The 24,520-nt window shown below is 44.8% G+C and carries 25 protein-coding genes and 1 pseudogene; 20 read left to right on the forward strand and 6 right to left on the reverse strand.

What is annotated here, in order from left to right:
- The first annotated feature begins 3 nt into the window (after positions 1 to 3).
- The 8 genes from O3620_RS10985 (at position 4) to O3620_RS11020 (ending at position 6,635) form a co-directional block, all read left to right on the forward strand.
- Positions 4 to 1,068, forward strand: a complete 1,065-nt coding sequence (locus tag O3620_RS10985) for a hypothetical protein (protein WP_371601738.1) — start codon at positions 4 to 6, stop codon at positions 1,066 to 1,068.
- A gap of 68 nt (positions 1,069 to 1,136) precedes the next feature.
- Complete coding sequence (locus O3620_RS10990) at positions 1,137 to 1,877, forward strand: A24 family peptidase (protein ID WP_023917077.1); 741 nt, start codon at positions 1,137 to 1,139, stop codon at positions 1,875 to 1,877.
- 34 nt (positions 1,878 to 1,911) lie between these two features.
- Complete coding sequence (locus O3620_RS10995) at positions 1,912 to 2,511, forward strand: glucosaminidase domain-containing protein (protein WP_002894168.1); 600 nt, start codon at positions 1,912 to 1,914, stop codon at positions 2,509 to 2,511.
- A 162-nt stretch (positions 2,512 to 2,673) separates the two neighbouring features.
- Positions 2,674 to 3,588: a hypothetical protein gene (locus O3620_RS11000; RefSeq protein WP_371601739.1), complete on the forward strand. Its 915-nt coding sequence runs from the start codon at positions 2,674 to 2,676 to the stop codon at positions 3,586 to 3,588.
- 48 nt (positions 3,589 to 3,636) lie between these two features.
- Positions 3,637 to 4,527, forward strand: a complete 891-nt coding sequence (locus O3620_RS11005; RefSeq protein ID WP_371601740.1) for a hypothetical protein — start codon at positions 3,637 to 3,639, stop codon at positions 4,525 to 4,527.
- A gap of 52 nt (positions 4,528 to 4,579) precedes the next feature.
- Entirely contained in the window at positions 4,580 to 5,614 is a 1,035-nt protein-coding gene (locus O3620_RS11010; RefSeq protein ID WP_032913030.1) for a SepM family pheromone-processing serine protease, read from the forward strand.
- 197 nt (positions 5,615 to 5,811) lie between these two features.
- The gene (locus tag O3620_RS11015) at positions 5,812 to 6,408 is read left to right on the forward strand and encodes a hypothetical protein (protein ID WP_002919948.1); all 597 of its coding nucleotides are present in this window, start codon (positions 5,812 to 5,814) and stop codon (positions 6,406 to 6,408) included.
- 2 nt (positions 6,409 to 6,410) lie between these two features.
- On the forward strand, positions 6,411 to 6,635 hold the full coding sequence (locus O3620_RS11020) for a helix-turn-helix transcriptional regulator (protein ID WP_002919947.1): 225 nt from the start codon (positions 6,411 to 6,413) through the stop codon (positions 6,633 to 6,635).
- A 103-nt stretch (positions 6,636 to 6,738) separates the two neighbouring features.
- Here O3620_RS11020 and rpmG read toward each other — a convergent pair whose 3' ends face one another.
- Together rpmG and rpmF are read right to left on the reverse strand one after the other, a co-directional pair.
- A complete protein-coding gene (gene rpmG, locus O3620_RS11025) occupies positions 6,739 to 6,888 on the reverse strand; it encodes a 50S ribosomal protein L33 (protein ID WP_001265622.1) in 150 nt (49 codons plus the stop codon).
- Positions 6,889 to 6,903: 15 nt separating this feature from the next.
- On the reverse strand, positions 6,904 to 7,086 hold the full coding sequence (gene rpmF / locus O3620_RS11030) for a 50S ribosomal protein L32 (RefSeq protein WP_002894148.1): 183 nt from the start codon (positions 7,084 to 7,086) through the stop codon (positions 6,904 to 6,906).
- Positions 7,087 to 7,374: 288 nt separating this feature from the next.
- Here rpmF and ilvD point away from each other — a divergent pair, with 288 nt between their 5' ends.
- On the forward strand, positions 7,375 to 9,078 hold the full coding sequence (gene ilvD, locus O3620_RS11035) for a dihydroxy-acid dehydratase (RefSeq protein WP_032909867.1): 1,704 nt from the start codon (positions 7,375 to 7,377) through the stop codon (positions 9,076 to 9,078).
- An 82-nt stretch (positions 9,079 to 9,160) separates the two neighbouring features.
- Here the strand turns inward: ilvD and O3620_RS11040 are convergent, their stop codons facing one another.
- Positions 9,161 to 9,502 carry a metal-sulfur cluster assembly factor gene (locus O3620_RS11040; RefSeq protein WP_002899327.1) on the reverse strand — a complete coding sequence of 114 codons (342 nt, stop codon included), beginning with the start codon at positions 9,500 to 9,502 and terminating at the stop codon, positions 9,161 to 9,163.
- Between the two features lie 180 nt (positions 9,503 to 9,682).
- Between O3620_RS11040 and hisS the strand changes: the two genes are divergently transcribed.
- The 7 genes from hisS to O3620_RS11075 all read left to right on the forward strand — a co-directional run bounded on the left by hisS (position 9,683) and on the right by O3620_RS11075 (position 17,227).
- A complete protein-coding gene (gene hisS, locus O3620_RS11045; RefSeq protein WP_002919931.1) occupies positions 9,683 to 10,963 on the forward strand; it encodes a histidine--tRNA ligase in 1,281 nt (426 codons plus the stop codon).
- A gap of 127 nt (positions 10,964 to 11,090) precedes the next feature.
- Positions 11,091 to 11,960 (forward strand): hypothetical protein, encoded by an 870-nt coding sequence (locus tag O3620_RS11050; protein WP_002919928.1) that lies wholly within the window; start codon positions 11,091 to 11,093, stop codon positions 11,958 to 11,960.
- A 136-nt stretch (positions 11,961 to 12,096) separates the two neighbouring features.
- Positions 12,097 to 12,309, forward strand: a complete 213-nt coding sequence (locus O3620_RS11055) for a hypothetical protein (RefSeq protein WP_002919926.1) — start codon at positions 12,097 to 12,099, stop codon at positions 12,307 to 12,309.
- Positions 12,310 to 12,479: 170 nt separating this feature from the next.
- Complete coding sequence (aspS, locus tag O3620_RS11060) at positions 12,480 to 14,234, forward strand: aspartate--tRNA ligase (RefSeq protein ID WP_268682459.1); 1,755 nt, start codon at positions 12,480 to 12,482, stop codon at positions 14,232 to 14,234.
- Positions 14,221 to 15,156, forward strand: coding sequence for a YitT family protein (locus tag O3620_RS11065; RefSeq protein WP_002901837.1), 936 nt, complete (start codon positions 14,221 to 14,223; stop codon positions 15,154 to 15,156). Before aspS ends, O3620_RS11065 begins: the two co-directional genes overlap by 14 nt.
- Before the next feature lie 182 nt (positions 15,157 to 15,338).
- A complete protein-coding gene (locus O3620_RS11070; RefSeq protein WP_371601741.1) occupies positions 15,339 to 16,616 on the forward strand; it encodes an MATE family efflux transporter in 1,278 nt (425 codons plus the stop codon).
- On the forward strand, positions 16,613 to 17,227 hold the full coding sequence (locus O3620_RS11075) for an HAD-IA family hydrolase (RefSeq protein WP_002919917.1): 615 nt from the start codon (positions 16,613 to 16,615) through the stop codon (positions 17,225 to 17,227). The genes O3620_RS11070 and O3620_RS11075 overlap by 4 nt, the downstream gene beginning before the upstream one ends.
- Positions 17,228 to 17,274: 47 nt before the next feature.
- On the opposite strand, the gene O3620_RS11080 is transcribed toward O3620_RS11075, so the two are convergent.
- Both O3620_RS11080 and O3620_RS11085 read right to left on the reverse strand, forming a co-directional pair.
- Positions 17,275 to 17,751, reverse strand: a complete 477-nt coding sequence (locus tag O3620_RS11080; RefSeq protein WP_002919916.1) for a YcxB family protein — start codon at positions 17,749 to 17,751, stop codon at positions 17,275 to 17,277.
- A 77-nt stretch (positions 17,752 to 17,828) separates the two neighbouring features.
- The gene (locus O3620_RS11085) at positions 17,829 to 18,371 is read right to left on the reverse strand and encodes a histidine phosphatase family protein (protein ID WP_002919915.1); all 543 of its coding nucleotides are present in this window, start codon (positions 18,369 to 18,371) and stop codon (positions 17,829 to 17,831) included.
- Between the two features lie 73 nt (positions 18,372 to 18,444).
- On the opposite strand from O3620_RS11085, the gene polA reads away from it, so the two are divergent.
- From polA to O3620_RS11100, 3 genes and pseudogenes are all read left to right on the forward strand, one after another.
- Entirely contained in the window at positions 18,445 to 21,087 is a 2,643-nt protein-coding gene (gene polA / locus O3620_RS11090) for a DNA polymerase I (RefSeq protein WP_002919914.1), read from the forward strand.
- A 273-nt stretch (positions 21,088 to 21,360) separates the two neighbouring features.
- Positions 21,361 to 21,798 (forward strand): CoA-binding protein, encoded by a 438-nt coding sequence (locus O3620_RS11095; protein WP_032911762.1) that lies wholly within the window; start codon positions 21,361 to 21,363, stop codon positions 21,796 to 21,798.
- A 1-nt stretch (position 21,799) separates the two neighbouring features.
- Positions 21,800 to 22,311: pseudogene (locus O3620_RS11100) on the forward strand (kinase).
- A 17-nt stretch (positions 22,312 to 22,328) separates the two neighbouring features.
- On the opposite strand, the gene O3620_RS11105 reads toward O3620_RS11100, so the two are convergent.
- Positions 22,329 to 23,204: a DUF975 family protein gene (locus tag O3620_RS11105; RefSeq protein WP_002919905.1), complete on the reverse strand. Its 876-nt coding sequence runs from the start codon at positions 23,202 to 23,204 to the stop codon at positions 22,329 to 22,331.
- A gap of 152 nt (positions 23,205 to 23,356) precedes the next feature.
- On the opposite strand from O3620_RS11105, the gene tgt reads away from it, so the two are divergent.
- Entirely contained in the window at positions 23,357 to 24,499 is a 1,143-nt protein-coding gene (gene tgt / locus O3620_RS11110; protein WP_002919904.1) for a tRNA guanosine(34) transglycosylase Tgt, read from the forward strand.
- Positions 24,500 to 24,520 lie beyond the last annotated feature (21 nt).

Here is a 24,520-nt window from a genome sequence, read left to right on the forward strand (position 1 = left end):
GGGATGAGATTCATGTCAAGAAGAAAAAGAAAGGTTTCATCAAAATATCAAAAACTACTTCCAGCAGCGACACTTGCTGCCTTTCTGCTGGGTAGTTTATTTTATGTCATTTTTGTCTTTAATCCAACGATTGACCTGAGTATCAATGGCCGCCCCTCTATGAAGGTTCGCTCTCGGAGCGAAGCTGAGATTGAAGTTTACAGAGAACTGCCCTATAAGGCTACATTTCAGCTGTCTACAGGGCAACACTTCTCTGTAGATATGCGCTTTTTAGGACTGAGCTATTTCACAGAAGAAGAGCTCAAGCGGCTGGATAATATCTCAGCCAAGACAGTTTGGGATAAGTTTACACCGTTTTTCGATACCAAGGAAAACCTGCAGATTTCCATCTATCCCAATCGACTCTTTTGGCTCAGACCTTTAAATGATGTCTTGGCTGCCCATCCTGATGTTCTCAGTCAGCTTCCAACGACCAATCATCTGGTCATGGACGGCGAGTCTAACGTAAAGGTGGGAGACAAGTCTAATGGCTATAAGATTGACCCTGCTGCTTTTATCCAAGCATCTGAGGAGATTGCCAAGACTGGTAAATTTGATGATGTCAAGGTTGAGAGCACGCCTGTTGAAGCAGAAGATCAAAGTGAGCTTCTGAGCCAATATACGCACTTTATAGAGCGTAAGGAAGTACCTCTGCCGACTAACGCTGCCCAAGCTCAAAACATGAAGACAGCTTTTTACAAGCTGCAGAATGTTTACTTGGCTCCTGGTGAGACCAAGTCTATCTCAGAATTGCTGGGCGCTTTGAATGCGGAGTCTGGCTATCTGCCAGTCAAGGGCAAGGATAATAAAGAAGTTTACGGTCAGGGTGCTGAGCAGATTGTAGATGCCATTCAGCAGCTCGCCTTTTCACGGACCAATGTTATTTCCTATCGAGGACAGTATTTCAACATCGGGACACCTGCTGAAGGTTTGACCGAATTGACCATTCAAAACAATACAGAAACAGATATGGTGTTTTCATTAAGTTTGGAGGAGGGGCAAGTATCCGTCATTTTGGCATCTAAGTGATACTCAAGGAAAGTCGAAGTTTGCCATAGTCACCTGAGATTTTCAAAGAGTATAAAAAGGGAAAAATTATGATTGCAAGTTTAGTATTTATATTAGGTGTCGTATTTGGGAGCTTTTTCAATGTCGTCATCTACCGTGTACCGCTGGAAAAGAGCATTGCCAAAGGTCGGTCTATGTGTCCGTCCTGCGGTCATGTCTTGACTTCGGTGGAGCTGATTCCGGTTGTGTCGATTATCATGCAGGGCTTTAAATGCAAGCACTGCAAGGAGCAGATTTCACCGCGCTATCTCATTGTGGAGCTCCTGACGGGTCTGCTCTGGTTGGCTTCTTATCTGATCTTTCAAGATCAGGGGCCATGGATGGTTGTTTCAGCCTGTCTCTTGGTGTCGCTTTGTCTCATTATTGGTTATATCGATTTTGATACTCAGTACATCTCGGACTCGGTTCTGCTGGTTTTCTGGCTGGGCCGCATGGCTGTTACGTTTTTTACCAATGAGTTTAATTGGGAACTGCTCCTTTCACTGCTAGTCGGCGCTGGCCTCTACTCTCTCATTTATTTTGGGGCCAAGGCTTATTACAAGAAAGAGGCTTTCGGGATGGGAGACATTCTCTACTTAGCTGCTCTGAGCAGTTGGTTTAGCCCCTTGAATACGCTGATTTTGGGATATGGTTCTTTCTTTGTGGCTGGAGCGATTCTCTTAATCGCAACCATCTTTAAGAAATTCAAATTTAAGTTGAAAGAAGAAGTCCCTTTTGGTCCTGCTATGAGTATCATGGCGGTCGTCCTATATTTCTGGGGAGGAATCTAGGAAACCAAAAGCGACATAGAAATGGATAGAAAAAATGTTTAGGAAGAAAAAAGTTATCATAGCATTAGCGACAGCTACTGTCCTTTCAGGCAGTGTACTGCCTGTCAGCCGCCTAGCGGCAAATGAAAAGGCCAGTCTGGATCCATCTTTAGTGCAGGTGTCAGATCAGTTTCAGGCCAAGAAAACAGGAGCAGTCGTCTTTTCAGAAGATGTAACAGTGCCAAGCACAGTGTCAGCCGATTTCATTGATAGTCGTCTGGCTGGCACGCCGATGGCTGGATTGGGAAAAGCTTTCAAAAAAGCAGAGAAAGATCATGGAGTTAATGCAATTTTTCTCGTAGGGCTGGCTATTCACGAATCGGATTATGGCCGTAGTCAGATTGCTCAGGCCAAGCACAACTTGTTTGGTTTCATGGCTTATGACTCCAGTCCTTTTTCCAGTGCAGGAAATTTCGCAACATTTGACGATGGTATAGATACCGTTGCCCGCTATCTCAGCGAGCACTATCTCAAGCCTGGCGGCCAGTTCTACAATGGTAAGAGCATGGCTGCTATCAATGTAAGATACGCATCTGACAAAACTTGGTCAAGCAAGATTATGATTCGTATTCGAAATTTTTTGAAAAAAGGTTAAGGAGGCTGGGACAATCGTGTCTCAGCTTGCTTTATTATAGAAAGAATTTCTTGGTGAGGTGAGTGATGGAGTTTTTGCTGCTCTCAGGGGCTCTAAAAATTTATCATCATCACGGGACTAGAAAATATAAAAATTGCTTCTGCGACATCTACATCGTCTTTTATGGCGAAAAATGACTTAATTAGGGGATTTATGAAAAAAAAGTTTGACGTAAGCGATGTGTTAAAGGAAGCCTGGGGACTGACTGTTGATTACTTTTTTGTATGGACTGCAGGGCTTGCTATCATTCAACTGCCATTTTTTATTCTGGGGCTGTTAATTCTATTTTTTTCTCCATTTACTTCTTCATTTGTTCCAAGTATGATTTTCTTTGGATTTCTGTGCTCTTTTATGATTGCTTATATCCATAAGTTTTCTTTGACCATGGTTCGTAATCCGCAGATGGTGCGAAGGAACTTCTGGAGAGCTGTTGGCTACAGCATTTCTGACGGCTTTTTTGGGCGTTTGCTTTCTGTGTCTATTTATGTCTTCATGTTTGTCTTGGCTATGTTACTTCTTTTTGTATACTTGAATCATATGTGGGTGCCTGGTTCAAATGTTCGGGAAATCTGGCATGCTTTGGCTATTTGGGCTGTAAATAATCGAGAAAAAATGACAAGTATGCTCTTCCTGATTTTTTTGATAGCACCAATGTTTAACTTGTTGTTCCATTTATTTTACAGCTATTTTGTAGCCTCTCACTTCTTCTTATTGCCCTATATTATTCAGGATACCAACTCCTCTGACAACCTTTTGCGTCCTCTGTCAGCTTTTGGCTGCTTGGGCAAGTCCTTTTCTCGTATGAATGGTCAGAGAGGGCGTTACTTACTGGTAGAGCTTGTCTTAAAGCTTATTCCTGTAGTATTGGGTCTAATAGAAGTTTTGAGTTTACTTTTTGACGATGGCGTATCTAATGTTGTGGGAATGATTGCTAGCCTGATTAATGGCTTTTTGCTGATTTATACCTTGGCAGCCCGCTCGGTTATGGCTGATATCCTGATGTCTTATGATCGGGAAATAGTTAATTTTGGAGATTAATATTTATGAAAAAATTAGAAAGGGTTTTAGGATTTAGGATAATGAACGATGAATGATGTAAAAGTAACAAGGGTTTTCAGAGAAGCTTGGATTTTTGTTACAGAGTATTATTTTGTTTGGCTGAAAGGCCTTTTGCTGGTCGGAATCCCGCTTGCAACACTGGCTTGGTTTCTTTTTCCGCTGGTTTCGAGTTGGTCTTACCGGTCCATTTTAGTCTTGACCTGTTTGGCTTTTATAATTGCTTTCGGTTTTGCTTACGTCAATAAATTTGCCTTGACAGTGATACGAAATCCGCAGATGGTTAAGCTCTATTTTGGCTACGCGGTTTGGTACAGTATCTCAGACGGCTTGCTTACTCGCCTCTTTTATTCCTTCATTGTCAGTGCAGTTCAGGTTCTGATTCTGTACATGGGTTGGTCGGCAATCGGCATCAATCTTGGGGTGGCTAGTCTCTTTGCCTTTTATCGGAGGGCAGTAAGTCCAGAGGCCATTGTGATTTTCCAGTTTCTTTTTCCTTTCTTGTTCATGGTCTTTTACTTGCTCTTCACTTATCTGATTGACTCGCACTTCTTTTTGCTGTCCTATATCATTCAGGATACTAGCTCCAGAGACAATCTAGCCAAGCCGCTTTCTTTTTATGGCTGTCTGAGAAAGTCAGTCCTGCTGATGAAGGAGCGCAGGGGTCGTTATGTTCTGCTCAGCTTTTTTCTAGCTTCTTTTGGTGGGCTGATTGGCTTGGGGACTCATCTCCTGATGGATCTGATAAGGCAGTATATAGGTCCCTTGCTGGGTGAGCTAGATGAGTTACTTGGTCTGATCCAGATGATTCCTGTCCTGGTTTTCAGTAGCTTTTACTGTGTATTTGTTCTGGCTGTGCGGACTGTTTTTGCCAACGCCCTGATGGAAAATGACACAGAGGTGGTGGATTTTGGTGATTAAGTCAGGGAGTCGTAAGTCCGGACAATAACTTTATAGAAACAAGAGGAAGGATATGAAATCCGTAACAAGAATTTTAATAACAGCTTTGGTGCTAACTGGGATTGGCTTTATCCCCCTGCCTTATCAAGTGGAGACCTTGAGGCCGGCTTTGAATGCCAAAGACTTTGTCCAAGTTCAAGGAGGAACTAGTCAAGGAAAAGGTCAAATCTATGTCATGGCTGTCGGTGTTTCCGATGCCCGAGTGTTTAGTCTCTTTTTGACTTTGCTGCCTAATTACAGGCTAGAAACAGAGTATGTCTCTGTACCTGAAAACTATTTTGATAAGGAAAAGGGACGGGAAGAGCGAGAGAACAGCACTATGGGGTCTTCCCATCTCAATGCCTTACAGGTAGCTTATCAAGCAGCTGGTCGTACTGTTGAGATTAGACATAAAGAGATTTTTGTGGATGCTGTCAGCCAAGAGACGCCGTTAGCTACGGAGCTGCAGAAAGGTGATGTGATTTTAAAGATTGACAATCAGAGTTACACTAGTCCATACGATATTGTCGATCAGATGGAGCAGCGGCCAGTTGGCGATGTGGTATCAATTGAGTACAGCCGTAATGGTGTAATCGGTTTGGCTAGCGGTCCTGTGATTGTGGATGAGACAACTGGTAAGCCTGGTTTGGGGATTGCATTGGGTTCTAAAGCCAGTGTTGCCATGAATCCTCTGACGAAGTTTAAGAGCAACGGTGTAGCAGGTCCCTCTGGTGGACTCATGTTCAGTTTGGAGCTGTACAATCAGCTTGTGTCTGAAGACATTACCAAAGGAAAAACTATTGCTGGTACTGGAACGATTGACCACAAGGGAAATGTTGGCAGGATTGGTGGGATAGAGATGAAAGTTATGGCTGCCGATAAGGCAGGCGCTGAGATTTTCTTTGTTCCTGATGATACCATTGACGCCGATATTGCCCAGTACAATCCCAAGCTGCGCTCTAACTACCATGAGGCACTTCGTGCTTCTATCAAAATCAAGAGTAAAATGAAAATCGTCCCTGTCAAAACCTTCAACGAAGCTTTGAACTATCTCAGAGAGATGGAATAAGAGACCTTACTACTCTATGAATAGTCAATAGAAACACAAGCTCTTGCTAGTTATTTATCTGGCGAGGGCTTTTATTATAAAATTTTTTCAAATAATTGCCACCTTGGCACATAAATTCTTGCTTTCCAAATTGAAGTGTGATATATTTATAACATAAAGAGTGTTAAATATTTCTAACACAAGGAAAGGAGTCTATCATGAAAAAAAGTCAAAAAACGGGTGGCTTCATTGCAATGATTGCCGCAGCTCTCTTTATTGATTTTACTGTTTTATTTGGTTCTAATCTTAGTTGGGGACCCAAGTTAGTTATTGCTGGTATTTCAGTGTTAGGTCAGATTGTAGCTATTTGGGGCTGGCTGCACATGAAACCATGGCCTCATAAGAGTCAGAAAGGTAAGGGAAAGACTATTTTTGACTTGTCTGCTAAGCTATACACGATGCTTTTGTTTGCAGCAACCATTTTTTATACAGTAGGGATTTGGGTTGCGACCCCAAGCGTAAGATCTGGCATTAAAGAATGGATTTTGGGAGTTGGCCTCGTTATTGAAGTGATTGTATTTGGTTTTTTCTCTTTGAAAAATGTCAAGGAAACTCCAGACGAACGCTTCTATGCGAATCTAGCTAAGGCAGCTAGCTTGATGTTTGTCTTTATACTAGGCGCACTGATGATCCTAGCAGTTATCATTGGATACATGGGGTCTCTCACTCTTTACATGGGCCAGATCTTTATTAGCATAGCTGCCTTGATTTGCATCTTTGCAGTTGTCTATCTTATCTCAGAACGGAGAGGATAATCATGGCTAGAGAAAGCAAGATTATCACCAATCTAAAATCCGTCCGTGAATCCATGGGCATGACCCAGCAGGAGCTAGCCGACCGCATCGGCATGCGACGCGAGACAATTCTGCACTTGGAAAATAACCGCTACAATCCTTCGCTGGAAATGGCTCTCAAAATTGCTCAAGTCTTCAATCTAAAAGTAGAAGACCTCTTTGAACTCAGACAGAATGAGGAGACATAATTCTTTTCGAGATCTAGTATTGAGTTTGTTGTTCAGCTAGGGCTTGAAGCAAAAAGAAAAAATCCTTTGAAACGTTGATTTCAAAGGATTTTTGTTATATAAATTATTTAACTTCTGTAAACACAACGTGCTTGCGAAGTTTTGGTGAGTATTTCTTCAATTGAAGACGGTCTGGTGTGTTGCGCTTGTTTTTAGAAGTAAGGTACAAGCGTTCACCAGATTCTTTGTGTTCAAGTGTAATATTTACGCGCATGGTAGCTCCCTTCTATTATTCTGCTGCAGCAGCTTTGGCAATCTTACGGCCCTTGTAGTATCCTTTAAGGGATACACGGTGAGAGCGTGAGTAATCACCAGTAGTTTCGTCAAAAGTTACAGTTGGAGCTGTCACTTTGTAGTGAGTGCGGCGTTTGTTTTTCTTCGCTTTGGAAGTGCGACGTGCAGGTACTGCCATTGTTTGTTTCTCCTTTTAGTTTATGAATTCGATTCAATTTGATGATTTTCATCAACTTTAATAGTATAACAAAACTTTTTTGTAAAGTAAAGTTACTTGACAGATTTTTTCTTCTTTTTGAGAAAAAACTGAACTTCTAGTTTTCTTCTTTTTGCTTGATAGGAAAAAGTTTCAAATCCGCCTCTATATTTTCCCAATCTTCTGAAAATTTAAAAATTTTCCTCTGTAAAATACAGCCTAAGTGTGGTATAATAAAGCACAAAGATTACTGCAATGAAAGGGAAAGCTATGACAGATAAGGATATTCGTCACAGAAGTAAGATTTATGACAGTATGGTTAAATCTCCTAACCGTGCCATGCTTCGCGCGACGGGGATGACTGATAAAGATTTTGAAACGCCTATTGTTGGGGTGATTTCCACTTGGGCGGAAAATACCCCCTGTAACATCCATTTGCATGACTTGGGCAAGCTAGCCAAGGAAGGTATCAAAGCAGAGGGAGCTTGGCCTGTCCAGTATGGGACTATTACGGTTGCGGACGGGATTGCCATGGGAACGCCGGGCATGCGTTTCTCTCTGACCTCACGCGACATCATCGCAGACTCCATCGAGGCTGCCATGGGCGGGCATAATGTGGATGCTTTCGTAGCTATTGGGGGCTGTGATAAAAATATGCCGGGCTCTATGATTGCTATTGCTAACATGGATATTCCTGCTGTCTTTGCCTACGGCGGAACGATTGCGCCAGGGAAGCTGGACGGCAAGGACATTGACTTGGTTTCTGTCTTTGAAGGAATCGGGAAATGGAACCATGGTGACTTAACGGCTGAGGAAGTGCGCCGCATTGAGTGTAATGCCTGTCCTGGTCCTGGTGGCTGTGGCGGTATGTACACGGCCAATACTATGGCGACGGCTATTGAAGTTCTGGGCATGAGTTTGCCAGGTTCCTCTTCTCACCCTGCTGAGTCCAAAGATAAGCAAGAGGATATCGAAGCAGCTGGCCGTGCCGTCGTGAAAATGCTGAAGATGGGGCTGAAGCCGTCTGATATTTTGACACGTGAAGCCTTTGAAGATGCAATCACAGTGACTATGGCTCTGGGTGGTTCTACAAATGCTACTCTGCACTTGCTAGCCATGGCTCATGCGGCCAATGTTGAGCTGACGCTAGATGACTTTAATGTCATTCAAGAGAAGGTGCCACATTTGGCTGACTTGAAACCATCCGGTCAGTATGTCTTCCAAGACCTTTACGAGGTTGGTGGAGTACCGGCTGTGATGAAATATCTCTTGGCGAACGGCTTCCTGCATGGTGATCGCATCACTTGTACAGGTAAGACGGTGGCAGAGAATCTAGCAGAATTTGCTGATCTGACACCAGGTCAAAAGGTCATTATGCCGCTTGAAAATCCAAAACGTGCAGACGGTCCGCTTATCATCTTGCATGGTAATCTAGCTCCAGACGGCGCTGTTGCTAAGGTTTCTGGTGTTAAAGTACGCCGTCACGTCGGACCGGCCAAGGTCTTTGACTCAGAAGAAGCTGCTATTGATGCGGTACTGGCCGATGAAGTGGTCGATGGCGATGTGGTTGTAGTTCGCTACGTTGGACCAAAGGGTGGCCCTGGTATGCCAGAGATGCTGTCACTTTCGTCTATTATCGTAGGGAAGGGACAAGGAGACAAGGTGGCTCTTCTAACAGATGGTCGCTTCTCAGGTGGTACTTACGGCCTGGTTGTCGGACACATTGCTCCGGAAGCTCAGGATGGTGGCCCGATTGCCTATCTTCGTACAGGCGATATGGTCACGGTTGACCAAGATACCAAGGAAATTTCCATGGCAGTCTCTGACGAAGAGTTGGCGAAACGCAAGGCAGAAACGACCATCCCACCGCTTTATAGTCGCGGGGTACTTGGTAAATATGCTCACATGGTATCCTCTGCCGCTAAAGGTGCAGTTACAGACTTCTGGAAACCAGAAGAAACTGGTAAAAAATAGCTTATATATGACAAAAGAACCCGCTAGTTTTTCTAGCGGGTTTGATATTTTTATTTTAAATACTGATAAGTTAATTATCTTCTTATCTAGGACTGATTCCCAAAGCAATGCGGCCGAAACGGCTGATACGGGTGATTTTCCAAGCAGGAGACCAAGTAACTTCGACAGAGGCACTTTCAATCTCATCTATTTTTTTAAGAGAGTCCATAATGGCGATGGGCAGGCTCTCAGCACAGTCACAGGCTGTATCGGTAAAGGTCATGACAACCTTGCAGTGGCCGTTTTCGTCTAAGTTGATTTCATAAATCAGCCCTAAGTTATAGACATCCAGCTCTACGTCCGGATCGTAAATGCGCTCGAGCTTCTCCACCAATTTATCCTGAATGGCAGCTGCTCGGTCATTGATTTTGATATCGTCTCTCATGGCTATCCCCTTCTATCTGAGTTGAATTGTTTTTATTTTCTCACAATTCAGACTTATTTTCAAGTTATTTTGGAACATGAAAACGTATTTAGTTCTTCCAAATGAAAAATCCCTTTCAGACTCCTCAAAATGGCGGACTTATGATAGAATATAAGTACTAAAGAAGGCGGAGGTCAGAAGATGAAATTACAAAAACCTAAAGGAACTCAGGACATTCTTCCTCAGGAATCAGCCAAATGGCAGTATGTAGAAGACTTTGCCCGCAAGACATTTAGAAAATACAATTACGGTGAAATCCGCACGCCAATTTTTGAGCACTATGAGGTCATCAGCCGCTCGGTCGGGGATACGACAGACATTGTGACCAAGGAAATGTATGACTTCTATGACAAGGGCGACCGCCATATCACGCTGCGTCCAGAGGGGACAGCACCCGTGGTGCGTTCTTATGTAGAGAATAAACTTTTTGCTCCTGAAGTGCAAAAGCCTGTCAAAGTCTATTATATGGGCTCTATGTTCCGCTATGAGCGGCCTCAGGCTGGCCGTCTGCGGGAGTTTCACCAGATTGGTGCAGAGTGTTTTGGATCCAGTAATCCTGCTACAGATGTAGAAATGATTGCCATGGCGGCTCAATTTTTCAAGGATATTGGTATTACTAATGTCAGCTTGGAGCTTAACTCGCTGGGGAATCCTGAGAGCAGAGCTGCTTACCGCCAGGCCTTGATTGATTATCTGACTCCACTGAAGCCTAGCCTATCAGCAGATAGCCAACGTCGCTTGGAGGAGAATCCGCTGCGCGTGCTGGATTCTAAAGAGCCCGAGGACAAGGCGGCTGTAGAAGGTGCTCCGTCTATTCTGGACTATCTGGATGAGGAGAGCAGTACCTACTTTGCGGCCGTTCGTTCCATGCTAGAGACCTTACAGATTCCTTATGTCATCAATACCAACATGGTCCGTGGCTTGGACTACTATAATCACACAATTTTCGAGTTTACGACAGAGGTGGCTGGCAGTCAGCTGACTATTTGTGCTGGCGGCCGTTATGATGGGCTGGTGGCTTACTTTGGTGGCCCTGAAACGCCAGGTGTTGGCTTTGGTATGGGCTTAGAACGTTTGCTTCTCGTACTTGACAAGCAAGGAGTAGAGCTGCCGATTGAAACCGCTCTGGATGTTTATGTAGCTGTTTTAGGAACTGGTGCCAATGGCAGAGCTTTGGAGTTAGTGCAGGCTCTCCGCGCACAAGGATTTGCGGCAGAAAGGGATTATCTAGACCGCAAGCTCAAGGCTCAGTTCAAATCCGCGGATATCTTTAAAGCCAAAACTCTTATCACCTTAGGCGAAAGCGAAGTGGAAAGCGGTCAGGTGACTGTTAAGAACAATTATAATCGTGAGGAGATTACTGTTAGCCTAGACCAAATCCAAGAAAACTATCAGCTTATTTTTGAGAAATTGGGGTTTTAAGCAAAGTATGTAATTTTTGTTTCACAAAGAGAATGTTACAGTTTTGTTACAAGGATATGATATAAACTAACAAGTGGATAATATTTTGGTATAATGGTCATATTCTATCAATTTAAAAGGAGAAACAATGAAAAAAATCCTTAAATTTGGTGTATTGCCTGCTTGTGTTCTTTTGCTTGGAGCTTGCTCAATGCTACCAAAGTCAGAGAAGAAAAAATCAGAAGATGTGAAGACAGAGCAATCATCTTCATCCTCATCTGAGAAAGAAACGAATGAAAAGCGAATTGAGAAAGATGCTGATATCATTCTGCGAGCAGTCTTTACAGATCATTCTTCAGGTTTTACAACCTTAATGGGGACTTCTGTTGACAAATGGAAGAAAGGAATTTCTCAAGCCTACGTAGACGAAAACATATCCAAATATACGCCAGAAGAAGATTATACTATTGATTTAAAGACTGAATCATTTACTCCATCAAAAACATTAGAGTTGTTTGATCAGGCTCGCTTTAAAGTCTTGGCAACTATTGGGGATGACTTTGAGATTACTGGTGTTGAGGATGATGAAGAGACTGCAACAGTAACATTTAAGTCTCGTGCTATTGCAACCCGTGATTTGGCAAATGTGATTAATCTTGCTAAAGCGAGTCTCTTTGAAAATGGGATTGAAGATGTAAAAGAGTTGGAAGATTCGACTAATCCGGATCTTGAAAAACGTCTAGCTCTGCTTAATAACTTCCTTTTCTACTATGCCTTTGATCGTATGAATGAGGACTTTGGTTATATTGAACCACGTGAGTTTACAATGGAGTTAACTAAAACCAAAGAAGGTCGCTACATTCTTACTGATGAAAGCTTCCTTGAATTACGGAAATCTATTTTTGTGAATGAGTATTCGTCTAATGATGCTGCAACACGTAAAGGTAATAAAACAACTGATTCTGGGTCAAAATCTGACTCAAGTTCATCTTCATCATCTGATAAATCAAAGATTTAATTTATTTAGCTAAGGATTCTCCTTAGCTTTTTGAATCCAGCTCTGATGTTAGATCTATTTTTAGGTTTCTATAAACAAATTTGTTTATAGAAATCCAGATGGCTTATGCTATAATAGTCTATAGAAAGTCGAGGGAATGATGAAGAAAATATTATTGGTGGTTGTGGTGCAGGGTTTGGCTATCTTCGTGATTACAGGTCTGCTTTGTTATTTTATGCGGGGAGATTTTTTCTTCCGTGCTTTGGCGCCGATCTTTGGTTTGGCAGCGGGAGGATTTCGCTTCGTGACGGCCATGGTGACAAAAGCATTTGCGCCTAGTCTCTATGAGGATAGTAAGAGAAAGGAATAATCTATAGAGTAGACAGTAGGTCTGGGGTCGTTTGCCTCAGGCCTTTTGACATAACTATCAGCATTAGTCATGTGAAGCTTTAATATTTTTCAGAAAAAGAACGGACAGAAGGGCTTTCTTAGGCGCTTTGTGGTAAAATAGTAACAGAATTAAAAATTTGGAGAGTAAAGATGAAACGTTCTATGTATGCTGGGCGTGTTCGCAAGGAGCATGTTGGTCAGGAAGTCACTTTGAAGGGCTGGGTAGCCCGCCGTCGGGATTTGGGTGGTCTGATTTTCATTGATTTGCGCGACCGCGAAGGCATTATGCAGCTGGTCATCAATCCTGAGACTGTGGCTGCAGAGGTCATGGCAACCGCAGAAAGCCTGCGCAGTGAGTTTGTGCTGGAGGTGACAGGCAAGGTGGCTGCGCGGGAGCAGGCCAATGACAAGCTGACAACAGGAAGCGTGGAGCTGCATGTGGAGAGTCTGACGGTTTTAAATACAGCCAAGACGACTCCTTTTGAAATCAAAGACGGCATCGAGGTGAATGACGATACGCGCTTGCGCTACCGTTATCTGGACTTGCGCCGACCAGAGATGCTGGAAAACTTCAAGCTCCGCGCCAAGGTGACTCACTCTATCCGCAACTATCTAGATGAGCTGGAGTTCCTTGATGTGGAAACACCTTTCCTATCTAAATCAACGCCAGAAGGAGCGCGTGATTACTTGGTGCCTAGTCGGGTTCATCAGGGGCATTTTTACGCTCTGCCCCAGAGTCCACAGATTACCAAGCAGCTCTTGATGAACGCTGGTTTCGACCGTTATTATCAGATTGTTAAATGCTTCCGTGATGAGGACTTGCGTGGTGATCGTCAGCCAGAGTTTACTCAGGTAGACTTGGAAACTTCTTTCTTGTCTGAACAGGAGATTCAGGATATTACAGAAGGCTTGATTGCTCGTGTTATGAAGGAAACTAAGGGCATTGACGTTGAGCTGCCTTTCCCCCGCATGAAGTATGATGATGCTATGGCTCTTTATGGTGTTGATAAGCCTGATACTCGATTTGAGATGTTGTTGCAGGACTTGACAGAGCTTGTCAAGGGAGTTGACTTCAAAGTCTTTTCAGAGGCTCCAGCTGTCAAGGCAATTGTGGTAAAAAATGCTGCAGATAAATACTCTCGCAAGGATATTGACAAACTGACAGAGCAAGCAAAACAGCATGGTGCTAAGGGGCTTGCTTGGGTGAAAGTGGCTGATGGTGAGCTGGCTGGTCCAGTTGCTAAGTTCTTAACAGACTTGACAAATCCGTTGACAGAAGCTTTACAGCTTGAAAATAATGACCTGGTGCTCTTTGTGGCTGATACTTTGGAAGTGGCAAATGCAGCTTTGGGAGCTCTTCGGGTGCGTTTGGCCAAAGAGCTGGACTTGATTGATCCTGATACATTTAACTACCTTTGGGTGGTGGATTGGCCCATGTTTGAATGGTCAGAAGAAGAGGGCCGCTACATGAGTGCCCACCATCCTTTCACCCTGCCTCAGAAAGATTCCGAGCAAGAGCTGGAAGGCGACCTGAGCAAGGTACGGGCTGTGGCCTATGATATCGTCCTTAATGGTTATGAGCTAGGTGGCGGCAGTCTTCGGATCAATCAAAAAGCCTTGCAGGAGAGGATGTTCAAGGCGCTTGGTTTCTCAGCTCAAGAAGCTGCCGAGCAGTTTGGCTTCCTTCTTGAGGCTATGGACTATGGTTTTCCACCGCATGGCGGCCTAGCTCTAGGCTTGGACCGCTTTGTGATGCTGCTGGCTGGTGAAGAAAATATCCGCGAAGTCATCGCCTTTCCAAAAAACAACAAAGCTTCTGATCCAATGACACAGGCACCAAGTCCAGTGTCGGTCGCTCAACTAGAGGAATTAAGTTTACAAGTGGAAGCACATGAAGAAGACTAATTTTTACAAACTCTTTCGCTATTATGTCCGCAGGTTTGCTTATAATTTTAAGATTTTGCGGTCCTTAAAGAGTATCTCGCGTGAGAAGTACGATGAGAAGATTTCTGCCTCGCTTGTCTATGGCTTTTTGTCAGCTGTCGCAGTCAATTTCTTCTTCCAGCCGGGGCATGTTTATTCCAGCGGTGCGACTGGTCTGGCGCAGGTCATTACTGCCCTCAGTACTCGTTTCTTTGGTTTTACCATTCCGGTTTCTGTGACTTTTTACGCCATCAATATTCCACTGATGATTCTGGCCTGGTACCAGATTGGGCATAAATTTACCATTTTCACCTTTATCACGGTTACGATGAGCTCGCTTTTTATCCAGTTTGTGCCGGAAGTAACCTTGACTGATAATCCTATTATCAACGCCCTTTTCGGCGGTGTGGTCATGGGCACGGGGATTGGCTTTGCCCTTAAGTCCAGTATTTCAAGCGGTGGGACTGATATTGTCAGTCTGACTGTTCGGAAAAAAACGGGCCGGAATGTCGGGAATATTTCCTTGATTGTCAATGGGATTATTATGCTGATTGCGGGTTTGACCTTTGGCTGGGAATATGCGCTGTACTCCATGATTACTATTTTTGTATCAAGCCGAGTGACGGATGCTGTCTTTACCAAGCAGAAGCGTATGCAAGCCATGATTATCACCAGTCATCCAGACAGAGTGATTGATAAGATTCACAACAAGCTGCATCGCGGGGCGACAGTGATCCATGGCGCCGAGGGAACTTACAATCATGAGAAAAAAGCTGTTCTAGTAACAGTTATTACCCGAGCTGAGTTTAATGAATTCAAGCAAATCATGAAGCATACAGATCCAGCTGCCTTCGTTTCCGTCGCAGATAATGTCCATATCTTGGGACTCTTTGTGGAGGAGTGAAGATATTCATTAAGCTTGGGAATGTAAAGCGGTATAGTGTGGTAGTTTGTGTTTAAAACGAGCTTTTATGATAGGAGATTAATATGCGGTAGGACAATAGTCCCACCGCTTTCTATTCTCTATGGTGGAGAGTAGATATTGCAAGTAAGAAAGGATATACAAATACAGGAGATTTTCAGATTATGACGACTTATAAAAAAATCATGAATATCGCCTTGCCGGCTATGGCGGAGAACTTTTTGCAGATGCTCATGGGAATGGTCGACAGCTATCTGGTGGCCAGTCTTGGGCTGATTGCGATCTCTGGTGTCTCGGTGGCCGGCAACATCATTACTATTTATCAGGCAATCTTTATCGCGCTGGGGGCTGCTATTTCCAGTCTCATTTCCAAGACTCTGGCTCAGGGAGACAAGGAGCGTCTAGCCTATCATACAGCCGAGGCTATCAAGCTGACGCTGCTTCTGAGCCTTCTGTTGGGGCTGATTCCTCTACTCTTTGGCAGGCAGATGCTGGATATTCTAGGGACAGAAAAGGCAGTGGCTGAAGCTGGGGGTCTTTATCTGGCTCTGGTTGGTGGGACTATTGTTCTGCTAGGCTTGATGACTTCTTTTGGAGCTTTAGTGCGGGTCACGCGCAATCCTAGATTTCCCATGTATGTCAGTCTTCTGACTAATGTCCTCAACGCCCTCTTTTCCGGTCTGGGGATTTACGTCTTTCGGCTTGGTATTGTTGGTGTAGCGTTGGGAACGGTGCTGGCTCGTTTGGTGGGTGTCCTGATTCTCTGGCGGGAGCTGGATTTGTCCACAATCCGCTGGCGCTGGGGCTTAGATGGAGAGCTCTTGCGCCTGTGTCTGCCGGCTGCTGGAGAGCGGCTCATGATGCGAGCGGGTGACGTAGTTATCATTGCCATTGTGGTCGTCTTTGGGACGGACGCAGTAGCGGGGAATGCCATTGGTGAAGTCCTGACGCAGTTTAATTACATGCCAATCTTCGGGGTCGCAACAGTAACAGTCATGCTGGTAGGCCATGCAGTAGGTGAGGGAGATATGAAAGAGGTCGGTCTGATTCGTCAGCGGACCTTCTGGCTGTCTTTTGCTTGCATGCTGCCCGTGGCTCTAGGAATTTTTGCTTTTGGTCGGCCGCTGACCTTGCTCTATACGGACAATAGCGGAGCTATCACAGCCAGTCTTTCGGTCATGCTTTTCTCCCTGCTGGGAACTCCCATGGCAGTCGGAACCGTGATTTACACAGCTATCTGGCAGGGTCTGGGCAATTCCAGACTGCCCTTTTATGCCACGACTGTTGGCATGTGGCTGATTCGCATTATTGCCGGTTACTTGCTGGGTGTGACCTTTGGCTTGGGTCTGCCAGGAGTCTGGACTGGGATGCTCTTGGACAATGGCTTCCGCTGGCTATTTTTAAAGGTTTTATTTGACAGGAAAATGAGGGAATTCACATGACAAAAGCGTTTATTTGGGATTTAGACGGCACCTTGCTGGACTCCTACGATGCTATTTTGACAGGAATTGAAGAAACCTATGCTCACTATGGTCTAGACTTCGACAGGGCGAGTATTCACAGCTATATCCTAAAGCACTCTGTCCAGAAACTCTTGGAAAAAGTGGCATCTGAGAAAGGGCTGGACGCTGCTGAGATGAATGCCTTCCGTGGAGCAAGCCTAAAGGAGAAAAATGCTCAGGTCCATCTGATGGAAGGAGCTGCGGAGATACTGGCCTGGGCTGAAGAGCAGGGCATTGCCCAGTTCGTCTATACCCATAAAGGAATCAATGCCCATCATATCTTAAAAGACTTGGGCATTCATGACTATTTTACAGAAATCATCACAACAGCCAACGGCTTTGAGCGCAAGCCCCACCCAGAAGGTGTCGGCTATCTGCTCGATAAATATGGCCTGGATAAGCAGGAAACCTACTATATCGGCGATCGGACGCTGGACGTGGATGCCGCAGTCAACAGTGGCATCCAGAGCATTAACTTCTGTGACTACCGACCAGAAATCAATCAGAAAATCGAGAAGTTAGTGGATATCAAGCGATTATTCATAAGATAAAAAGCAGACCAGAACTGATCTACTGTCAGTCTAGCCTGCTTTTTCTTTTACATATGCTCAATGTGAAGTTCTAGCAAGAACTCAAGAGCCTCGGGAGAACAGTTTTCTTTTTCAATTGCGAAACCAGTGTTCTCTCCTATCAAGATATAAAAATCTTGCTTTGTCATAATTACTTTGACAATATCATCATAGGTATAGCGAAATTCACCACGTATGTTTCTTGCTATAAAAGCCTCTCTGTCAAATATCAGAGTGACTTCCATGTTCTGAAATAAAGGATTTTTTTGATAAGCCCTCTTTATCTTATAATTCATGCCAAAATAGTACATAGAGGCGAAAATAGGGGGAAACAATATGACAGACATTATCTTTTCCTCTAATGGACTGAGCATTACGTAGGCTAACAGCCCGACTATCAGTATGATTATGTATAATACAAATCCTTTTCGTCGTATGAGAATAGCCCATGAAAATCTTTTATAAACTTCTTCAGTCACAAGAGTTGTAATACGGATTGGAAACATCTTTTACCTCCAGTTTCTATATTATAACATATATGAGAGATAAGATTTAGCCGAGCCTTGCTAGTCGATACCATAGTTTATAGGAGGTGAGTGATTTTTTCGTTTTTACCTAAAACTAGCAGATCTGGCATGGAAAGATTATGCCAGAAGTTATAATCAATGCTGGAGTCGAATGCGCTTAGTAAAATGCAGATAAGGTTACCATGGGAGCTAATGATAATCTCTTCGTTTTGATGTTTGCTTTCCAGTTCATGAAGAAGAGCTAAGGCTCGCTGTTGAGCTTGTTGATTAGACTCGCCACCAACAAATGAAAAAGTTGGCTGTGACCAAAGTTGCATGAGGGCTTCTTCAAAGTCTTGGTCGGCAATCGCTTGGCTACTTAGCTTTCGCTCTATTAGCCGTTTGTCGGTTTGAATAGCGAGTTTCAGACTCTGAGCCAAAGGATCAACTGTTTGGATAGCCCTTCGATAGGGGCTAGAATAAATAGCGGTAATGGGTTTGTCTGCTAAAAAGTCAAGCTGCGCCAAGGATTCTTGCCCTTTGTCTGATAATGGTCGGTTGATTTCATCAGGTGTATAGTTAGAATGCGCATGACGGATAAAATAGTAAGTGTTTTTCATAGGATGATTATATCAAAATTTAGCTCACGTCGCATTTTCTGTCTTTGTCTCCCTTTCGTGTTATAATAAACCTATGGAAAATAAGAATAAATTATTATTAATCGATGGTTCGTCCGTTGCTTTTCGCGCTTTTTTTGCGCTTTATAATCAAATTGACCGTTTCAAGAGTCCATCGGGCCTGCATACTAATGCCATTTATGGCTTCCACCTCATGCTCAATCATCTCTTGGAGCGCGTGCAGCCGACTCATGTCCTGGTAGCTTTTGATGCTGGTAAGATGACCTTCCGGACCGAGATGTATGCTGACTATAAGGCTGGTCGGGCTAAGACACCGGATGAATTTCGTGAGCAGTTGCCTTTTATACGAGAAATGCTGAAGCACCTAGGCATTCACTTCTATGACTTGGCTCAGTACGAGGCGGATGACATTATCGGGACCTTGGACAAGATGGCTGAAAAGACAGCTGTGCCTTACGATGTGACCATTGTCAGTGGCGATAAAGATTTGATTCAGTTGACGGATGAAAATACCGTGGTGGAGATTTCCAAGAAAGGCGTAGCTGAGTTTGAGGAATTTACCCCAGCCTACCTCATGGAAAAGATGGGCATCACGCCAGAGCAGTTCATTGACCTCAAGGCGCTGATGGGCGATCAGTCGGATAATATCCCCGGCGTGACCAAGATTGGTGAGAAGACTGGCCTCAAGCTCCTCTTGGAGTATGGCTCTTTGGAAAATCTCTATGAAAATATTGATCAGCTCAAGGCTTCCAAGATGAAGGAAAATCTGATCAATGACAAGGACAAGGCTTTCTTGTCTAAAACCCTAGCCACCATCAATACTCAGGCGCCGATTAAAATCGGGCTGGATGATTTGGTTTATAAGGGTCCGCAGGTAGAGGCTCTGAGCAAGTTCTATGACGAGATGGGCTTCAAGCAGCTCAAGGCTCAGCTAGGAACTGGTCAGGAACCAGTAGAAGTCAAACCAATTGAATTTACCAAAGTGACTGAGGTGACAGCAGATATGCTGGCACCAGAGCAGTTTTTCTATTTTGAAATCTTGGGCGACAACTACCACAAGGAAGAGATTGTCGGCCTTGCCTGGGGCGATAGCCGTCAGATTTATGTCGGTTCCAGCGATTTACTACAGCAACCTCTCTTTCAGGAGTTTTTGACAAAAACAGCTCTGAAAACCTACGACCTCAAGCGGGCCAAGGTACTGCTCAGTCATTATGGTATCGAACTGCCAGCAGCAGCCTTTGATGCGCGCCTAGCCAAGTATCTGCTTTCGACGGTCGAGGATAATGAGCTGGCGACTATTGCTCGCCTCTACGGCCAAACTATCCTGCCGACTGATGACGAGGTTTATGGTAAGGGAGCCAAGCGTGCTTTGCCGGAGCAAGAGCAGCTCTTTGAGCATCTGGCTCGTAAGGTTCAGGTATTGCTGGAAACAGAAGAGCCTATGCAAGAACAGCTCCGCGCCCACGATCAGCTGGATTTGTTGCTTGAAATGGAGCAGCCGCTGGCCTTTGTCTTAGCCAAGATGGAGATTGCGGGGATCAAGGTTGAGCGGGAAACCCTGCAGGGCATGCAGGCAGAAAATGAAAAGACGCTGGAAAGTCTAACGCAGGAGATTTATGATCTGGCTGGTCAGAAGTTCAATATTAACTCGCCGAAACAGCTGGGAACCATTCTCTTTGAGGATATGGGGTTGCCACTGGAGTACACCAAAAAGACCAAGACAGGTTACTCGACAGCGGTTGACGTGCTGGAGCGCCTAGCTCCCATTGCACCGATTGTGTCTAAGATTCTGGAATACCGTCAAATCAGCAAGCTTCAGTCCACTTATATCATCGGACTGCAGGAGGCGATAGCGGCTGACGGCAAGATCCACACTCGCTATGTTCAGGATTTGACCCAGACGGGTCGCCTGTCCTCGGTTGACCCGAACCTGCAGAACATCCCCGTTCGTTTGGAGCAGGGGCGCCTCATTCGCAAGGCCTTTGTGCCAGAGTGGGCAGATAGCGTACTACTCAGCTCGGATTATTCCCAGATTGAGCTGCGGGTGCTGGCTCACATTTCGCAGGACGAGCATCTGATTGCTGCCTTTCAGCATGGAGAAGACATTCACACGGCTACCGCCATGCGGGTCTTTGGTATTGAAAAGGCAGAGGATGTGACACCAAATGACCGTCGCAATGCCAAGGCTGTCAACTTCGGAGTAGTCTATGGCATCTCCGACTTCGGGCTGGCCAATAATTTGGGAATTTCCCGTAAGGCTGCTAAAGACTATATTCAGACTTATTTTGAGCGTTTCCCTGGTATCAAGAATTATATGGAAACCATCGTTCGCGAAGCGCGTGATAAAGGCTATGTAGAGACCATTTATCATCGCCGCCGCTCCTTGCCGGACATCAATTCCCGCAACTTTAACATCCGAAATTTTGCGGAGCGCACAGCTATTAACAGCCCGATCCAAGGATCGGCCGCAGACATTCTCAAAGTCGCTATGATTAATCTGGATCGAGCTCTGACTGAGAAGAATTTCAAGTCTCGCATGCTCTTGCAGGTGCACGATGAAATCGTGCTGGAAGTGCCAAATGACGAGCTAACAGCCGTCCGCCAGCTAGTCAAAGAAACTATGGAAGCTGCGATTGAGCTGGCTGTTCCACTAGTAGCTGATGAAAATACTGGCCAAACTTGGTACGAGGCGAAGTAAGATAAGATACAAAGAGCGTCAAAACCGACTGAAAATTAGGCAGCCGGACGAAGGAGCGATGCTCCTAGAACGGATGATCTATTTTCCAAGGTTTTAGCTCGTGTTCAGTTTAAGATATCAAGGGCGTAAAACACAAAGTGAAAATAGAAAGCTGACACAGCATTCGATGAATGCGAGGAAGCTTGTCTTTTTCACACGGTACTTAGACTAGATTCTGTTAAAACATGAATACTACAAAACTATCCAACTTTATTATGAATGAGGAGGAAGCACATGACTTATCATTTTCAAAATCCCAGCGATGCCATCGTCAAGCATTATCTGAAAAACAGCAAGGTAATTGCTGTTGTCGGACTGTCTGACCGTGAAGAAACGACCAGTAACCGTGTGTCCAAAGAGATGCAAGATCGGGGCTATCGCATTATCCCTGTCAATCCGCGGGCAGCGGGCAGTCAAATTTTTGGTGAGACTGTTTATGCCAGTCTCAAAGATATTCCTTTTCCGGTTGATATTGTCGATGTATACCGTCGCAGTGAGTTTTTGCCGGATGTGGCACTGGATTTTCTGCAGTCGGATGCCAAGATTTTCTGGGCTCAGTTGGGCTTGGAGAGTGAGGAGGCTGAGCAAATTTTGCGGGCAGCCGGTCGGGATGACATTGTCATGGACCGCTGCATTAAACGCGAGCATACTCGCTTGGTTCTAGGCGAATAAGATGGCCAAGTTAGTCATCATTCGTGGAAATTCCGGCTCTGGCAAGTCTAGTCTCGCTGGGAAACTGCAGACTCACTACGGCCGAGGAACTCTCCTGATATCGCAAGATACGGTTAGACGGGACACGCTCAAGGAAAAAGTCGAGCCTGGAAATTTGTCTATTGGCCTGACGGAAACACTGGCTCGCTTCGGTTACGAACATGATTTGATGGTTCTAATAGAAGGATTTTATGAGACAGACATTTACGGACAGATGATAGAGCGGTTGAAAAAATCTTCGCTCCGCAGGTCTTTGCTTACTACTATGACCTATCCTTTGAAGAAACTGTCCGCCGCCATCAGACCAGAGCTAAACAAGAAGAATTTACCCCAGCCGACATGAAGCGCTGGTGGAAAGACCGAGACTTCTTAGGCTGGGAAGAGGAAGCCTTTTTCACAGATGAGGATTCACTAGAGGCAGCCTTTGACAAAATCTGCTCTGCCCTGGACAAGACAGTCTATAATAGCAAATAAAAAAACAACTCACAAGCTTAGGACAAGGAGTCCTGTGCCTGTGGGTTGTTTTCATGTGAGATTGCTTCTTCTTTTTTCAATTCCTCGTAAAAGAGAATGTAAGCGGTCGCTGTATAAGGGAGAACTATAAAATTCAGCAAGCCGTAAGTTAATCTGGCCAATAAATTCCAGCCGATGAAGCTCAGATTAAGCATAAAAAGCTTTCCTTTATAGCCTTTCATTAGCTTCCGGCTTTGACGGATAGCATAGAAAGCTCCCTGGTAACTCCCAGCCTCAAGCTGGTCATAGAGGATGAACTCTGCTTGAGCATAGGCATAGTACTGAGGGATGGCAATACCTAAGCCAGTGAATATCAAGAGGGTTCCCAGTAACATACCAGGGGTGTATTGAAGAATCTGCTGGCCTGCAGCACTTTGAACCGACACCACTGTATGGGCAGGAATTTTTTCCGAAATAGAGAGGATTTTATAAGCATTAAAGATTGCTAGAAGACTCCCGCAGAACATAGGAATATTCCAAAGAAAAATCAGCAGCTGCTTGAGTAAAACCGTCTTGAAGACAGGTGTGAAAGTCTTGCTCGTAAAAAGATATCCTATATCTGAAAAGTTGACATCATCCTTTGTCTTACGAAGGACCTTTATCATGGTGTAGCTGGCAGAAAGCAGTAGCAAGGTCAAGATAAACTGGATGGTTGTCGGGAAAAGATTTTTGCTAATGAGAAGATAGATGGACTGGCTAAAAGTTAGGCTGGGAATGGAATCTCTTAGATTGTCATTAAGGGAAAGTAAGATGCTGAGGATGCTGACAAGAGTTGGGGCCGCAAACAAAAGAAAAATCCCTCTCGTTTGGCTGCGGACGGTACGAGCCTGAGCTCTGATGTGACTTAGATTCATAATTCCTCCATTTGGATTTGTCTGTTACATTATATCATACCCCGTGACAGATAGAAGTTTTTTTGGTAAAATCATACGGTATCTTGTGAGCCCTTGCTGCTCATTATATAGAAGAAAAATCGCTGGGACTGTTTTTCCCAGCAGGAGGAAACATGTCAACATCACCGATTCAATATCGTTTGATTAAAAAAGAAAAGCATACAGGTGCTCGTTTGGGGGAAATTATCACGCCTCACGGGACTTTTCCGACGCCTATGTTTATGCCGGTTGGGACCCAGGCGACGGTCAAGACCCAGTCACCAGAAGAGCTCAAGCAAATGGGTTCTGGTATCATCTTGTCCAATACTTATCACCTCTGGCTGCGGCCGGGCGATGAACTGATCGCCCGTGCAGGTGGCCTGCACAAGTTCATGAACTGGGACCAGCCTATTCTGACGGATAGCGGAGGTTTTCAGGTCTATTCTCTAGCTGACAGCCGCAACATCACAGAAGAAGGAGTAACCTTTAAAAACCACCTCAATGGTTCCAAAATGTTCCTGTCACCAGAAAAGGCCATCTCCATCCAGAACAATCTGGGCAGTGACATTATGATGTCCTTTGACGAATGTCCGCAGTTCTACCAGCCGTATGACTATGTCAAGAAGTCCATTGAGCGGACTAGCCGTTGGGCAGAGCGTGGACTCAAGGCCCACAGTCGTCCACACGACCAAGGACTCTTTGGGATTGTTCAGGGTGCGGGTTTTGAAGATTTACGCCGCCAGTCTGCTCAAGACTTGGTCAGCATGGATTTCCCAGGCTACTCTATCGGAGGACTGGCTGTTGGTGAGACTCACGAAGAGATGAATGCAGTGCTAGACTTCACAACGCCTATGCTGCCTGAAAATAAGCCCCGCTATCTCATGGGAGTTGGAGCGCCAGATAGCTTGATTGATGGGGTTATACGTGGCGTTGATATGTTTGACTGCGTCCTGCCGACTCGGATTGCCCGAAATGGTACCTGTATGACTAGCGAAGGACGTCTGGTTGTTAAAAACGCTCAGTTTGAGGAAGATTTCACGCCGCTTGACCATGATTGCGATTGCTACACATGTACCAACTACACGCGGGCCTATATCCGCCACTTGCTCAAAGCGGACGAGACCTTCGGCATCCGCCTGACCAGCTATCACAACCTCTACTTCTTGGTAAACCTTATGAAGAAAGTCCGCCAAGCTATTATGGACGACAACCTGCTGGAATTCCGTGAAGACTTTATTGAGCGCTACGGCTACAATAAATCCAGCCGAAATTTCTAAGAAGTTCCATTTGAAAGGGGA

The sequence above is a fragment of the Streptococcus sp. 27098_8_134 genome (genome assembly GCF_041431675.1).
GTDB classification, from domain to species: domain Bacteria; phylum Bacillota; class Bacilli; order Lactobacillales; family Streptococcaceae; genus Streptococcus; species Streptococcus sanguinis_R.

Bases quoted from the DNA above. Each gene is read 5' to 3' on its own strand.
- O3620_RS10985 (WP_371601738.1), top strand. From the start codon at position 4: ATGAGATTCATGTCAAGAAGAAAAAGAAAGGTTTCATCAAAATATCAA.
- O3620_RS10990 (WP_023917077.1), top strand. From the start codon at position 1,137: ATGATTGCAAGTTTAGTATTTATATTAGGTGTCGTATTTGGGAGCTTT.
- O3620_RS10995 (WP_002894168.1), top strand. From the start codon at position 1,912: ATGTTTAGGAAGAAAAAAGTTATCATAGCATTAGCGACAGCTACTGTC.
- O3620_RS11000 (WP_371601739.1), top strand. From the start codon at position 2,674: ATGGCGAAAAATGACTTAATTAGGGGATTTATGAAAAAAAAGTTTGAC.
- O3620_RS11005 (WP_371601740.1), top strand. From the start codon at position 3,637: ATGAATGATGTAAAAGTAACAAGGGTTTTCAGAGAAGCTTGGATTTTT.
- O3620_RS11010 (WP_032913030.1), top strand. From the start codon at position 4,580: ATGAAATCCGTAACAAGAATTTTAATAACAGCTTTGGTGCTAACTGGG.
- O3620_RS11015 (WP_002919948.1), top strand. From the start codon at position 5,812: ATGAAAAAAAGTCAAAAAACGGGTGGCTTCATTGCAATGATTGCCGCA.
- O3620_RS11020 (WP_002919947.1), top strand. From the start codon at position 6,411: ATGGCTAGAGAAAGCAAGATTATCACCAATCTAAAATCCGTCCGTGAA.
- rpmG (WP_001265622.1), bottom strand. From the start codon at position 6,888: ATGCGCGTAAATATTACACTTGAACACAAAGAATCTGGTGAACGCTTG.
- rpmF (WP_002894148.1), bottom strand. From the start codon at position 7,086: ATGGCAGTACCTGCACGTCGCACTTCCAAAGCGAAGAAAAACAAACGC.
- ilvD (WP_032909867.1), top strand. From the start codon at position 7,375: ATGACAGATAAGGATATTCGTCACAGAAGTAAGATTTATGACAGTATG.
- O3620_RS11040 (WP_002899327.1), bottom strand. From the start codon at position 9,502: ATGAGAGACGATATCAAAATCAATGACCGAGCAGCTGCCATTCAGGAT.
- hisS (WP_002919931.1), top strand. From the start codon at position 9,683: ATGAAATTACAAAAACCTAAAGGAACTCAGGACATTCTTCCTCAGGAA.
- O3620_RS11050 (WP_002919928.1), top strand. From the start codon at position 11,091: ATGAAAAAAATCCTTAAATTTGGTGTATTGCCTGCTTGTGTTCTTTTG.
- O3620_RS11055 (WP_002919926.1), top strand. From the start codon at position 12,097: ATGATGAAGAAAATATTATTGGTGGTTGTGGTGCAGGGTTTGGCTATC.
- aspS (WP_268682459.1), top strand. From the start codon at position 12,480: ATGAAACGTTCTATGTATGCTGGGCGTGTTCGCAAGGAGCATGTTGGT.
- O3620_RS11065 (WP_002901837.1), top strand. From the start codon at position 14,221: ATGAAGAAGACTAATTTTTACAAACTCTTTCGCTATTATGTCCGCAGG.
- O3620_RS11070 (WP_371601741.1), top strand. From the start codon at position 15,339: ATGACGACTTATAAAAAAATCATGAATATCGCCTTGCCGGCTATGGCG.
- O3620_RS11075 (WP_002919917.1), top strand. From the start codon at position 16,613: ATGACAAAAGCGTTTATTTGGGATTTAGACGGCACCTTGCTGGACTCC.
- O3620_RS11080 (WP_002919916.1), bottom strand. From the start codon at position 17,751: ATGTTTCCAATCCGTATTACAACTCTTGTGACTGAAGAAGTTTATAAA.
- O3620_RS11085 (WP_002919915.1), bottom strand. From the start codon at position 18,371: ATGAAAAACACTTACTATTTTATCCGTCATGCGCATTCTAACTATACA.
- polA (WP_002919914.1), top strand. From the start codon at position 18,445: ATGGAAAATAAGAATAAATTATTATTAATCGATGGTTCGTCCGTTGCT.
- O3620_RS11095 (WP_032911762.1), top strand. From the start codon at position 21,361: ATGACTTATCATTTTCAAAATCCCAGCGATGCCATCGTCAAGCATTAT.
- O3620_RS11105 (WP_002919905.1), bottom strand. From the start codon at position 23,204: ATGAATCTAAGTCACATCAGAGCTCAGGCTCGTACCGTCCGCAGCCAA.
- tgt (WP_002919904.1), top strand. From the start codon at position 23,357: ATGTCAACATCACCGATTCAATATCGTTTGATTAAAAAAGAAAAGCAT.